12 protein-coding genes are annotated in these 13,119 nt (G+C 64.0%); 4 read left to right on the forward strand and 8 right to left on the reverse strand.

Annotation, left to right across the window (positions count from 1 at the left end; all coding sequences use genetic code 11):
• Positions 1 to 191: 191 nt before the first annotated feature.
• Genes BGN91_RS14230 through BGN91_RS14240 form a run of 3 tightly spaced genes read right to left on the reverse strand, consistent with a single transcriptional unit; the run spans position 192 to position 3,018 of the window.
• Positions 192 to 1,088, reverse strand: coding sequence for an MlaD family protein (locus tag BGN91_RS14230; protein ID WP_292614200.1), 897 nt, complete (start codon positions 1,086 to 1,088; stop codon positions 192 to 194).
• A 20-nt stretch (positions 1,089 to 1,108) separates the two neighbouring features.
• Positions 1,109 to 1,879 (reverse strand): ABC transporter ATP-binding protein, encoded by a 771-nt coding sequence (locus BGN91_RS14235; protein WP_292614202.1) that lies wholly within the window; start codon positions 1,877 to 1,879, stop codon positions 1,109 to 1,111.
• Positions 1,880 to 1,881: 2 nt separating this feature from the next.
• Positions 1,882 to 3,018: an ABC transporter permease gene (locus tag BGN91_RS14240; protein ID WP_292614204.1), complete on the reverse strand. Its 1,137-nt coding sequence runs from the start codon at positions 3,016 to 3,018 to the stop codon at positions 1,882 to 1,884.
• 138 nt (positions 3,019 to 3,156) lie between these two features.
• Between BGN91_RS14240 and dgcA the strand changes: the two genes are divergently transcribed.
• Both dgcA and BGN91_RS14250 read left to right on the forward strand, forming a co-directional pair.
• Positions 3,157 to 4,158 (forward strand): N-acetyl-D-Glu racemase DgcA, encoded by a 1,002-nt coding sequence (gene dgcA / locus BGN91_RS14245; protein WP_292614206.1) that lies wholly within the window; start codon positions 3,157 to 3,159, stop codon positions 4,156 to 4,158.
• Between the two features lie 147 nt (positions 4,159 to 4,305).
• Entirely contained in the window at positions 4,306 to 5,547 is a 1,242-nt protein-coding gene (locus BGN91_RS14250) for a hypothetical protein (protein ID WP_292614208.1), read from the forward strand.
• Positions 5,548 to 5,577: 30 nt separating this feature from the next.
• Here the strand turns inward: BGN91_RS14250 and BGN91_RS14255 are convergent, their stop codons facing one another.
• From BGN91_RS14255 to thiD, 3 genes are all read right to left on the reverse strand, one after another.
• Positions 5,578 to 6,624, reverse strand: coding sequence for a glycosyltransferase family 1 protein (locus BGN91_RS14255; protein ID WP_292614209.1), 1,047 nt, complete (start codon positions 6,622 to 6,624; stop codon positions 5,578 to 5,580).
• Positions 6,625 to 7,437 (reverse strand): UDP-2,3-diacylglucosamine diphosphatase, encoded by an 813-nt coding sequence (locus BGN91_RS14260; protein ID WP_292614211.1) that lies wholly within the window; start codon positions 7,435 to 7,437, stop codon positions 6,625 to 6,627. It lies immediately after the preceding gene.
• 63 nt (positions 7,438 to 7,500) lie between these two features.
• Positions 7,501 to 8,313 carry a bifunctional hydroxymethylpyrimidine kinase/phosphomethylpyrimidine kinase gene (gene thiD, locus BGN91_RS14265; protein WP_292614213.1) on the reverse strand — a complete coding sequence of 271 codons (813 nt, stop codon included), beginning with the start codon at positions 8,311 to 8,313 and terminating at the stop codon, positions 7,501 to 7,503.
• 185 nt (positions 8,314 to 8,498) lie between these two features.
• Between thiD and BGN91_RS14270 the strand changes: the two genes are divergently transcribed.
• Positions 8,499 to 8,744 carry an Lrp/AsnC ligand binding domain-containing protein gene (locus BGN91_RS14270; RefSeq protein ID WP_292614215.1) on the forward strand — a complete coding sequence of 82 codons (246 nt, stop codon included), beginning with the start codon at positions 8,499 to 8,501 and terminating at the stop codon, positions 8,742 to 8,744.
• 239 nt (positions 8,745 to 8,983) lie between these two features.
• Complete coding sequence (locus tag BGN91_RS14275; RefSeq protein ID WP_292614217.1) at positions 8,984 to 9,409, forward strand: CHRD domain-containing protein; 426 nt, start codon at positions 8,984 to 8,986, stop codon at positions 9,407 to 9,409.
• Positions 9,410 to 9,535: 126 nt separating this feature from the next.
• Here BGN91_RS14275 and BGN91_RS14280 read toward each other — a convergent pair whose 3' ends face one another.
• Both BGN91_RS14280 and BGN91_RS14285 read right to left on the reverse strand, forming a co-directional pair.
• The gene (locus tag BGN91_RS14280; protein WP_292614220.1) at positions 9,536 to 11,839 is read right to left on the reverse strand and encodes a xanthine dehydrogenase family protein molybdopterin-binding subunit; all 2,304 of its coding nucleotides are present in this window, start codon (positions 11,837 to 11,839) and stop codon (positions 9,536 to 9,538) included.
• Positions 11,840 to 11,991: 152 nt separating this feature from the next.
• Positions 11,992 to 13,119: lipid II flippase MurJ (locus BGN91_RS14285; protein ID WP_292614222.1), on the reverse strand; the 1,128-nt coding region annotated here is incomplete at its 5' end.

Genomic DNA, 13,119 nt, shown 5'->3' on the forward strand with positions numbered 1-13,119 from the left:
GCTCCAAGCGAACTTCTGAACCTAAACCACACTAGAATTATAAATTCGCTAGTGCCCTTTCGAATCAGAAGTTCGCTCCGGGAGGCGCTGCATAATGAGGCGAACTTCAGATTCAGGGCACTAGTTTCTTGATTTGACGCGTTGCCTTCGTGCGAACCGAAGTCCACTTCGCTCGGAAACGCTAGGCAGCCCTACGGCCGCCTCGGAGGGCGGGCGGGCGTCGCCGGAGCCGGCGAACTGCCGGTCGCCGCGCTGCCGCTGGCGCTCGCACCGAACAGCAAGCGGGTGGGGTTGCGATCGAGATTATTGACCGCCCGGCTGATGTCGCCAAGGGTGCGGCGGCCGTCGGCCATCAGCGCGCCCGAGCGCTTGTTGAAGTCCTCGGCAAGTTCGCGAATCGATTTCACCGCCGGAAGCAATTCGCCCCCCGCCTTGCCGCCTGCGATGGCGTCGAGGCCGAGCATCAGGTCATCGGTCTTGGCCATGACCCCGTCGGCCTTGCTCATGACATCGTTGAACTTCTGCACCAGGTCGCCGATTTTCTCGGCGTTGTGAGCGAGCGAGGCCGTGAAGGTCTCGACATTCTGCAACGTGTTTTTTACCGCCGTTTCGTTCTCGGCGACGACGCGATTGACGTTCTGCAACGCCGCGCGGATCGACTCGGTCACGTCCTGCAGGCCCGCCGGATCGGCGGTGAGGATCGGAACGCCGTCCTGATCGAGCGGCACCGGCGGCGCCGCCTCCTCGCCGCCCTTCAGAGAGATCGCAGCAACGCCGGTCAGTCCCTGGAATTCGAGCCCGACCCGGGTGTCCTTCCGAACCGGAGCAGCGTTTTCGACCATCGCAAGCGCAACGACGCGGCGCGGATCGTCGAGCTTGACCGACACCACTTCGCCGACGCGGATGCCGTTGAAATTCACGCTGCCGCCGTTGCGCAGGCCCGAAGCCGAACCCTCGAACACGATGCGAAGCGGGCTGCGCGCCTTGGTGGTGTGAAGACTCTGGAACCAGAGAACGAAACCGAAGGCCGCCGCGATCACCGCAAGCGTGAACGACCCGATCAGGACGAAGTTCGCCCGCGTTTCCATCAAATCCGCTCCGGTACCGCTCAACCTACGACGGCGCGGGCGCGCTTGCCGTGAAAATAGGCTTTCAGCCAGGGATGCTGGGAGGCCAGCATATCGGCCATCGACCCTGCCGCAATGATCTTACCGTTCCCTAAAACGGCGATGCGATCGCAAGCTGTATGAAGGCTGTCCAGGTCATGGGTTACCATGAAAACCGTCAGCCCCAAAGTTCGCTGCAGCGTCCGCACCAGGTCGTCGAAGTCCCCTGCCCCGATAGGATCAAGGCCCGATGTCGGCTCATCGAGGAAAACCAGCTCGGGATCGAGCGCCAGCGCGCGGGCCAGCGCCACCCGCTTGATCATCCCGCCGGACAGTTCGGACGGATAGCGGTCCGCAACCTCCGGCCGCAGTCCGACCATGCCGAGTTTGGCGACGGTGATCTCGTCGAGCAGGCGTTGCGAAACGTGGAGATATTCCCGCACCGGGAACTGGATGTTCTGGCGGACGTTCAGCGACGAAAACAGCGCGCCCTGCTGAAACAGCACGCCCCAACGGCGCTCGACCGCCCGCCGTGCCGTTACGTTCGCGGTTTCCAGATCGACGCCGAAAACCTCGATGCTGCCGCCGACCTTCGGCACGAGCCCGATGATGGTTCGCGTCAGCACGGATTTTCCGGCGCCCGACGGGCCGACGAAGCCGAGGATCTCGCCGCGCTTCACATCGAGACTCAAGCCATCCAGCACCTTCGTGGCGCCGAACCGGACGGAGACGTCGCGGACGCGGATGATGGGATCGGATGCGTCGCCAACCATTCCTACATCCCGATCGAGGCGAAGAAGATCGCAAACAAGCCATCCATCACGATGACGAAGAATATTCCTTTCACGACCGACGACGTGGTGCGCCGGCCGAGCGATTCCGCGCTGCCCTGTACGGCGAGTCCCTCGACGCAGGCGACGATCCCGATCACGGCTGCCATCACCGGCGCCTTGATCATGCCGACGACGAAGTGATCGATCGAGATCGCGTCGCGCAACCTGATGAGAAACGCCTCGGGCTGAACGCCGCCGTAAAGCCACGTCACCAGGCCGCCCCCATAGAGCGCGGCGATCGCGCCGAGAAACGCCAGGATCGGCAGCGCGATCACAAGCGCAAGCATCCGCGGCAGGACCAGCACCTCGATCGGATCGAATCCCATGGTGCGCAGCGCGTCGATTTCCTCGCGCATCTTCATGGAGCCGAGTTCGGCGGCGTAGGCGCTGCCGGAGCGACCGGCCACCATGATCGCAACGAGCAGCACGCCGATTTCCCGCAGCACGAGGACACCGAGCATGTCGACGACAAAAATATCCGCGCCGAATTTCCGGAAATGAAAGATGCCCTGCTGCGAGATGATGCAGCCGATCAGGAAGGTGATGAGAACGATGATCGGAACCGCGCGCCAGCAAACCTGTTCGAGATGATGAACGGTCGAGGTCAGGCGAAACGACCGCGGATGGCGAATGACCCGGCCGCCGGCGGCCAGCACCGCGCCCAGCATGCCGATGAGGCCGGTCAGCGTCGTTCCGAACCCGACAACATTGCGCCCGACGTCTTCGAGCAGGCCGGTCAACGCGCTTTGGCGAACCGCCGGCGAAACTGCGGAGGCGGGAACGCGGCGGACCTCGTCGACCAGGCTTGAATAATTCAGCGAAAGCCCCGCGATCGTTGCCTCGATGCCGCCTTGCGTCAGATTGCGGCGCAGGCGTTCGATCAACCATGCACCGAACGTATCCAGTCCCGAGATCTGCGACACATCGATGAAGATACCGGACCGGCTGCCGGCCAGCTTTTCTGCATCCGCCACCATCCGCTCAAGCGCCGGCGCGAAGCGCGCCGTCCAGGGGCCGGCCGCACTGAGCCCCAGCGCGTCGCCTCGCGCAATCTGCTGCAGTGTGGGGCTATCACCCAAAACCAGCTCCCGGCCCGAATCTCTGCTATTATTAAGGCGAAGCTTTTAACATGACGTCAGCAGCTCGTGGTGCGATATCCTTCCCGCTCACAGCCGTCTGCATGCATTCGGACCTGCCCAATTTCGGACTTGCCCAATTTGAAAACGTCGCTGAACGACGCAACCACGCTGCGATGCCGCATCGAGCGTTGGCCGATCGCGGGCAGTTTCACGATCAGCCGCGGGGCGAAGACCGAAGCCGTCGTGGTCGTCGCCGAGATCAGCCGGAGCGGGCGCACCGGCCACGGGGAATGCGTTCCCTACGCACGCTACGGGGAAACCCCCGAAGGCGTTCTCGCCTGCCTTCTCGCGATGCAGGAGCCCCTCGCCGCTGGCCTGGATCGCCGATCCCTCGCGTCCATCATGCCGGCAGGCGCGGCACGCAATGCGCTGGATTGCGCGCTGTGCGACCTCGAGGCCAAATGCAGTGGCCAACGCATTTGGACATTGCTGGATCGCCCTGCTCCGGTCCCTCGTTCCACCGCCTACACAATCTCGCTCGGGTCTCCGGAAGTCATGGCGGCGGCGACCGCAAAGGCCGCCCATCGCCCTCTTCTCAAGATCAAGCTTGGTGGCGACGGCGATGCCGAACGCATCGCCGCCGTGCGCAAGCAGGCTCCGGAATCGGAACTGATCGTCGACGCCAACGAGGCATGGACGCTTGACAATCTGGAGGGGAACCTGGCGGCGTGCGAGGCGGCCGGCGTCACGCTCGTCGAGCAACCGCTTCCCGCGGGCAACGACGAAGCGCTGGCGCAGATCCGCAGGGTCATCAGCATCTGCGCCGATGAAAGCGTCCATGACCGCTCCTCGCTCGGCGGCCTTCGCGAACGTTACGACGCCATCAACATCAAGCTCGACAAGACCGGCGGCCTGACCGAAGCCCTCGCCATGGCCGATGCGGCGCAAGCGCTGGGTTTCGAGATCATGGTCGGCTGCATGGTCGCGACCTCGCTGTCGATGGCGCCCGCCATGCTGATCGCGCAGCAGGCCCGTTTCGTCGATCTCGACGGTCCGCTGTTGCTCGCCAAGGATCGCAGCGACGGTCTCCGCTACGACGGCAGCACGGTCTATCCGCCCGACGCCGCGCTCTGGGGCTGATCCCTCCGGCCGGCATGAGCGTCCGGACGAGGCGCGACGGCCGAATCACGGGACCGGCATACGACGAATCACTGACCGTCCCGACACGACGGAGTCGGGGATTTCTGATTCGGATCGCGTCAATTCAATTGCGATTTGCGGCGGATCATGGTGATCGTTACAGTTGCGCACAATGATTTGCGCGACGAGTTCGCCATGGCCGATGAAGCTTTTGCCCTGTCGCCGATTTCCGCCAGCGCTGCTCCGCCCAGCGCTGCGGATTTCGACGCCATTCGCGAAGCCTTCATGGAGACCTCGCGGGGCCGATGGTTTCTGACCGAATACGCCAAGCGCAACCGAAATGCGGATACCGCCATGGTGCTCGATGCGGTTGCACGCATCGAGCAGACCGTCGCCGCCCAACAGCAGGCGGCGGCCAGCGACGCGCTGCCGAAGGCCCTCGCCGCGATCAAGGCTAGCATCGCCGAAGCGAAAGCCGCCGCAGCCGCCTCGTTCGACAAGCGGATCATGAACGATGCGCTCGCCCCCATCGAGAAGGGCGCTCGCATCATCCGCGAAATCTCGTGGAGGTGGCGCGAGATCGGCGGCGACAGCCGGATTTGCGATATTCTCGATTCACAGGCCGGCGCGATCGACGCGGTTCACGAGCAACTCGCCGCCAGAGACGATTCCGCGGCGCTGCAGGTTGTGTTCGGGTTGATCGAGTCGACGCTCGACGAGTTGTCGGACTCACCTGCCGCGACGACTTCACCGTCGCGCGCGGAAACCGCGTCCCCGCCCTCGGCAGCAGCCGATGAAGCTCCCGCCCCGCCTGAGAACATCGCGCCGCCGGAGCAAGCAACGGCCGATACCGTTATAGCGTCATCGAGCGACGTGGAAACCGGTTCGCATGACGACAACGCGTCGGATCGAGAACCTGGTGTCGCTCCCGGCTTCCATGAAACGGAGAGAGACTCCAGCGTTGAATCGGGAAACGCGGCGTCCGCGTCCGAAGCGCGGGTCGATACCGTCGATGCTGCGAGCACGGAAACCCGTTGCGAACAACCGGCCGCCGCTGTGAGCGAACAGGACATGGCGCATGACGACGCCGTGCTGGATATGATCGCACTCGAGATGGGCGCGCCCGACTTCGAAGAACCGGAAACCATCGCCGTCGCTATCGGCGATCCGGTGATTGCCGAACCGGAGCAGACTCCCGAACCTGCTGCGAATAGCTTCGATGCAAGTCCGGTTTCGGGGTCCGAGACCGTTCCGGAGATCGCAGCACCGCCTTCGCTCGGCGCATCGCTGCTGGAGAGCGGCATTGTCTCGCGCGCCGCGCCCCGCTCCGATCCGCTGGCTCCGATCCGGCGTATGACTCAGGCCGAAAAGATCGCGTTCTTTTCCTGACCGCGTGTCTCCATCGCGAACCGGCGCGGATCAGGCAACGAGCTGCGGCGTGACGAGACATGCCTTGCATCCCACCTCGGCCGCGCAAGCCTCTGCGATATTGCTGACGAAAGTGCGGGCCGATTTCTCCCATGTGAGACTTGCGGCGAAGTCAAGGCAAGCCGCGGGAGCGATTTTCAGCGCGGCCAGACATGCCGACCGCAAGTCTTCGTCGAGAACGGCGACCGGAGCATGGCCGATGACATCACGGGGACCGGCCACGGGAAAGGCCGCGACCGGCACGCCGCTCGCCAGCGCCTCGAGAAGAACCAGGCCGAAGGTATCGGTGCGGCTCGGAAACACGAAGACATCGGCGGCGGCATAAGTCTCCGCAAGTTGTTCGCCCGTGCGCGCGCCGAGAAAGACCGCATCCGGATAGGCCCGCTCGAGAGTCGCGCGCGCCGGTCCGTCGCCGACGACAACCTTGGTCCCGGGAAGATCGAGACTGAGAAAGGCATCGAGATTCTTCTCGACCGCGACGCGACCGACCGAGAGGAAGATAGGGCGCGGCAGGCGGAGATCAGTCGGGCGCGGATGAAACAGGCCGGGGTCGACGCCGCGCGGCCATAACACCACATTGCGAAAACCACGCTGACGCAATTCGTCCGCAAGCGCCGGAGTTGCCGCCATGACCGCTCTGCTGGCGCCATGAAACCAATTCAACGCGCTCCATACCCATGCTTCCGGAATCGGTGCCCGCGCCGAAACGTAATCCGGAAAGCGGGTATGGAAACTGGTGGTGAACGGCCGCCCGTGCTTGCGGCAATAGCGGCGCACCTGAAGACCGATCGGGCCCTCGGTCGCAATGTGGATGCTGTCGGGATCGGCCCCCGCAATCAGTGCTGCGATCTTGCGGGGCGCCGGCAGCGCGACGCGCAGGCCGGAGTAACCCGGAAGAGCAACTGTCCGAAACGACTGCGGAGTAAGAAAGTGTATGTCGGCGCCGAGAGGCTTCGCCGCGGCGGCGGTCATCGCCAGCGTCCGCACCACACCGTTGATCTGCGGAAGCCAGGCGTCGGTTGCGATCAGGATGCGCATTCAGGCGGCACGCGCGCTGGTCAGCACGAGGGGCGACGATCGCCGCAGCGTGTCGGCCCAGGTGATGATCTCAAACCGCCCGTCCTCGTGCTCCGCCAGCGCGGTGCAGCTCTCCACCCAGTCGCCGCAGTTCATGTAACGTATGTCATGCTCGTCGCGGATCGCGGCATGATGGATATGACCGCAGATCACGCCGTCGGCATTGTAACGACGCGCCTCGCCCGCCAGCGTCCGCTCGAACGCGCCGATGTAGTTCACCGCGTTCTTGACCTTGAATTTCGCCCATTTCGACAGCGACCAGTACGGAAATCCGAACGAGCGGCGGAACGCGTTGACGAAGCGGTTGAGGCGGATCGCGACGTCGTAGGCTTTATCGCCGAGGTGGGCGAGCCAGCGCGCGTTCTGGATCACGAGATCGAAGATATCGCCGTGGATGACCAGATAGCGCCGCCCGTCGGCGCCCTCGTGGATCGCGCTCTCGACGACTTCGATGCCGCCGAAATGCGTTCCATAGTAGGATCGCAGGAATTCATCATGATTGCCGGGCACGTAGATAATCGTCGCGCCCTTGCGCGCCTTGCGCAGCATCTTCTGGACGAAGTCGTTATGCGACTGCGGCCAGTGCCAACTCGATTTCAGCGCCCAGCCATCGACGATATCGCCGACGAGGTAGATCGTCTCGGCATCGTGATGCTTGAGAAAATCCAGCAACTGGTCCGCCTGAGAGCCGCCTGCGCCGAGATGGACGTCGGAGATGAACAGGGTTCGGAAACGATGATCCGGATTGCCTTCATTCATCTCGTCGTTCCCCATGGCGGAGCAGCTAACACGCCGTCATGACAACGCAATGACAGGCGTCTCCCGATGGCGACGCCGTCAGTCGTGGTCGTGATCCAGCCTGTGGAAATGATGGATCGGGCCATGGCCGTGACCGACGCCGAGCCGGTCCGCCGCCGCGATTGCTTCAGTGATGTAAGCCTTCGCGCCCCGCACGGCGGTTTCCATGTCGTCGCCCCTGGCGAGGCCGGCCGCGATGGCCGACGACAGCGAGCAGCCGGTGCCGTGAGTGTTTTTGGTGGCGATGCGCGGAGCGGCAAGCGCCAGCACCCCGTCGTGGGTGACGAGATAGTCGATGCTCTCCGCGCCGCGGCCATGCCCGCCCTTGATCAGGACCGCCGCGCAACCGAGCGTCAGCAAACGCCGGCCCTGCCGCACGATGTCGCTTTCGCTTTCGGCAACGGCCTCATCGAGCAGCCCTGCCGCCTCCGGCAGGTTCGGCGTTATCAATTGCGCGCGCGGGACAAGTCCGCTCCGTAACGCCTCCACCGCATCGCGCTCCAGCAGGCGAGCCCCCGACGTCGCGACCATCACCGGATCGAGCACCACATGCGCGGGCGACCAGTGCAACAGGCCGTCGGCGATGGCATCGGTCACGGCGGCGTCCGCGACCATGCCGATCTTGACGGCTCCGACGTCGAGATCGCCGAACACCGCATCGAGCTGCGCGGTCACGAAATCCGCCGGCACATGGTGGATCCCCGAGACGCCTCGCGTGTTCTGCGCCGTCAGCGCCGTGACGACGGAGGCGCCATAAACTCCGAATGCCGCGAATGTCTTGAGGTCTGCCTGGAGTCCCGCACCCCCGCTGGAGTCGGATCCGGCGATGGTCAAGGCAATGGGGATTGTCATCGGTATTCTCGCGCCAGGGCCGTCGGATCGACGCCAGCATAGTTATTCATTCGCGGCAGGCATAGGCGCGAGCCGCAACCGGAGAGTCCGTCGAATCACCGGTCGACCGGATTTTTCGGCGCATCTCGGTGTCCACGCGGCTCGAACGCGCTATATTGAAGCCTGACGCCCTCCGGAGATACGCGATGGTACCTTTCTTCGTGCAATTCAAGTGCAAGCTCGGCCAATCCTATGCCGTCGCCAACGCTCTCGCGGAGGCCGAGATCGCCTCGGAAATCTATTCCACCGCCGGCGACTACGATCTGCTGGCGAAATTCTACGTCGGTAACGACACCGATATCGGGCACTTCGTGAACGAGAAGGTGCAGGTCATTCCGGGCATTCAGGACACCCACACCATCATTACTTTCAAGGCGTTCGGAACCAACTAGTGTCCCGATTCCGAAGTTCGCATACCCTTGCAGCAACCTTTGATGCGAACTTCGGAATCAAAGGGACACTAGCAACTTTATGATTCTAGTGTGGTTTAGGTTCAGAAGTTCGCTTGACGGACTCGATTGGGCAATGAAGCGAACTTCTGAACCACCACACTAGCCACTCCTGCATCTGGAACAAATGGTGGTACGCGCTGTTAAAGCTCGCGCCAACCCGAACATGACAGGAGAAAACGATGAAAGCCGCCAAGATTTCTCTCATCACACTCGCCTTCGCTGCCGCCGTCGGGTTGGCAGGCCAGGCGTCCGCCGAAACGCTGAAAGCAACCCTGAACGGCGCATCCGAAGTGCCCGCCAATACCAGCAAGGGCACCGGGACAGTCGAGGCGAATTACGATCCCGCGTCCAAAAAACTGACCTGGAAGCTGACCTATTCCGGTCTGACCGGCCCGGCGACGGCCGCCCATTTCCATGGCCCGGCAGCCGCAGGCCAGAATGCAGGCGTTGCGGTTGCAATCCCGAATGCCACGTCCAGCCCGGCCGAAGGCAGCGCCACGCTGACCGATGCGCAGGCCGCCGACCTTTTGGCCGGCAAGTACTATGTCAACGTTCATACTGCCGCCCATCCGGGCGGCGAAATCCGCGGGCAGGTCACGAAGTAGCCCTCGGCCCAATCGCAAGACATTCGACAAAGGGGCGAACCGCCGGTTCGCCCTTTTTTGTTTGTCAGGGCGGGGACGAGCCCGGCCATGACGGAAAGTGGACATGGGTCTCCAAGCCAGACCTCCTCACTGGCGATTCTGGCGCTGAGCTTCCCGAATCGCCGTCCAGACCCGCTCCGGCGTGGCCGGCATGTCGATGTGGTCGATTCGATATTCGCGCCAGAGGCCGCCGACGATGGCGTTGACCACCGCCGGGCAGGAGCCGATGGCGCCCGCTTCGCCCGCCCCCTTCACACCGAGAGGATTGGTGGCGCAGGGGACATTGCGGGTTTCGAAGGTGATCGAGGCGCCGTCGGCGGCGCGCGGCAGCGCATAATCCATGAACGTGCCGGTGACGAGCTGCCCGTCCGCGGCATCGTAGACCGCCTGCTCCATCAGCGCCTGACCGATGCCCTGCATGGTGCCGCCATGGATCTGCCCCGCCAGCAGAAGCGGATTCAACGTCATGCCGAAATCGTCGACGACGACATAGTTGACCAACCCGATCTTTCCGGTCGCCGGGTCGATCTCGACCTCCACGACATGGGTGCCGTTCGGATAGGTGCCGTCGGCGCTGCTGAAACTCTCATTGGCCGTCAGCTTCGAGGGATCGGCGACGCGCTTTGCGAGATCGGCGAAGGAAATGGAACGGTCGGTGCCCGCGATACGGACTGAACCGTCGCTGATTTCGAGATCGGCCGAACTGGTTTCAAGCGCCTCGGACGCGATCTCGCAGAGCTGGGCGCCGAGCTTGCGGGTTGCCCGCTCGACGCTGACGCCGCCGGAGGGAATCGAACTCGATCCGCCGGTGCCGAGACCGGAGACGACCAGGTCGGTATCGCCCTGGATCATATGGATTCGTTCCGGCGGCAGTCCGAACTGATCGGCGATGATCTGCGCATAGGCGGTGGCATGGCCCTGCCCGCTGGACTGCGTGCCGATCAGCACCGTGACGTCGCCGTCTGCGTCGAGTCGCACGTCGGCCCGCTCCCGTCCCATCGTGCCGCAAACCTCGACATAGGTCGCCAACCCGATGCCCCGAACCAGACCCCGCCTTTTCGCAGCCTTCGCCCGCTTCGGAAATTCCTTCCAGTTTGCAATTTCCATGGCGCGCTTCATATGCCCTGCGAAATCGCCGGAGTCGTAGATCTTGCCGGTCGCCGTCCGGTACGGCATCGCCTTCGGCGGAATGAAATTCTTGCGCCGGATGGCGTCCGGCGTCATGCCGAGCTTGCGCGCCGCGGCGTCGACCAGCCGCTCCACCACATAGGCGGCCTCGGGGCGGCCCGCGCCGCGATAGGCATCCACCGGCACGGTGTTGGTGAACACGGCGCGGACGCGGCAATGAAATGCCTGGATATCGTAAAGGCCGGGCAGCATCCCGGCTCCGCCATAGGGAATGTAGGGACCGAATGTCGAGAGATAGGCTCCCATGTCGCCCATCAGGTCGACATCCATGCCGAGGAACCTGCCGTCTTGCGCCAGCGCCATGCGCGCGGTGGTGACATTGTCGCGTCCCTGCGAGTCACCGACGAAATGATCCGACCTCTCGGCCGTCCATTTGACGGCCTTGCGAAGTTTTTTCGAGGCGACCGCGATCAGCGCGTATTCGCGATAGGGGAACAGCTTGGTGCCGAATCCGCCGCCGACGTCGGGGCAGATCACGCGCATCTTTTCCATCGGAATCTTCAGCACGGAGCGGCAGAGAATCTCGCGCAGCCGATGGCTGCCCTGACTGCCGACCGTCAGCGTCAGGCGATCGTGCCTGGCATCGTATTCGCAGACGGCGGCGCGCGTCTCCATGTAGTTGGTGACGACGCGCGGATTGACGATCGAGATTTCCGCCACCGCATGCGCAGCGGCGAATGCGGCGTCGGCCGCATCCTTGTCGCCGATCGAAGCATCGAACAGGAGATTGCCCGCGTGATCGGACCAGACCTGAGGCGCTCCCTTCTTCACGGCATTGGCAACACCAACGACCGAGGCAAGCGGCGTCCACTCCACATCGATCGCCTCAAGCGCGTCGCGCGCGTGCTCGATCGTGTCGGCGACCACGAAAGCAACGGCATCGCCGACGTGCCGCACCTCGTCGCGGGGAAGGATCGGATACGGCGGCGCGGTGAAGGGCTGGTCCGGCAGGTTGAACTGGCAGGGCAAGTCGCCGAGGTCGGCGACGTCGGCTGCGGTGAGGATCAGGGCGACGCCCGGCAAACCAGCGGCGCGCGACGCATCGATCCTGTATGTCGCGTGGGCGTGCGGCGAGCGCAGCATCAGCGCATGCAACGCACCGGGCGGCGCATGGTCGTCGGTATAGCGGCCCTTGCCGCGAATAAGCGCGTCGTCTTCCTTGCGCCGGACGCTCTGGCCGATGCCGAATTTCACGGGAGCCATATGATCTCCGCCGTTGCGGGATCGTTATACCGCAGCGGAGCCTCGCCCGACTAGAGTCTTTCACCGTTTCATGGAAACGATGAAAGACTCCAGCTTCTTGATTTAACGCGTTTTCTTCACGCGAACCGGATTCCACTTCGCTCGAAAACGCTTTATCCCCGCACCAGCGACCGCAGCCAGCGCGGGCCGAACAGCAGCAGGATCGCGCCCGCATAGACGAGCGCGCCGACGACGATCAGGAGTCCAAGAGCCGCCTCGTCGCGCATCGTGCTCCACCGTGCGAACTGCGCCGAGGCGACGTGCGCGGTCAGCCACAGCGCCGCCGCGAGCACCACGCCCGCGATCAGGAATTTGCCGAGCGAGACGCGCAACGAACGGTCGATCTCGAAGTGGCCCGCCCGGACCGCAAATCCGATCACGAGCAGAAGATTGACCCAGGCGCCGACGGCGGTGGCCAACGCCAGGCCGACCTGCGCCAGCGAGCCCATCAACGCGACCTTGAGCGCGAGATTGACCCCGATCCCGGTGAGCGAGGCTTTCACCGGCGTCGCGGTGTTCTTGCGCGCGTAGAACGTGGCGACCGCGCTGCGGATCAGCACAAAGGGAATGAGGCCCACCGCATAGGCTGACAGCGTCGCTCCGGCGGCCGCGGCATCGGCTGCGGAAAACGCGCCGCGCGCGAACATCGCCCGCATGATGACATCCGGCACGGTGAGGAACGCCGCGACGAACGGCATCGAAAACAACAGCGTGAACTCGAACGCCCGGCGCTGCGACGCCATCGCGCCCGCGTGATCGCCGCCCGTGATCCGCCGCGACATTTCCGGCAGCAGCACGGTGCCGATGGCGATGCCGATCACTCCGATCGGCAGTTGGTTGAGCCGGTCGGCGTAATACAGCGCCGACAGCGCCCCGGTCGGGAGAAACGTCGCGATGATGGTGTCGGCGAACATGGCCAGTTGCGTGCCCATCGATCCCACGGTGGCGGGCGCGAGCGCGCGAAAAAACGATCTGATGTCATCGCTCAGTTCGAGCGGCGAGAACCGCGGCAATCCGCCATGCCGGCCGAGATCGCCGGCCAGCAGAAAAACCTGAAGGAAGCCGGAGATCAGCACGCCCCACGCCGCCGCATGCCCGGCGCTCGGGAAGAAGGCGGCGAGCGCCAGCGCCATGATCATCGACAGATTGAGGAAGATCGGGGCCGCCGCCGCGCTCGCGAAGCGATGCATGACGTTCAGCATGCCGCCGTACAGCGTCACCAGCGTGATCAGCAGCAGATA

This window comes from Nitrobacter sp. 62-13 (assembly GCF_001896955.1).
GTDB lineage: Bacteria > Pseudomonadota > Alphaproteobacteria > Rhizobiales > Xanthobacteraceae > Nitrobacter.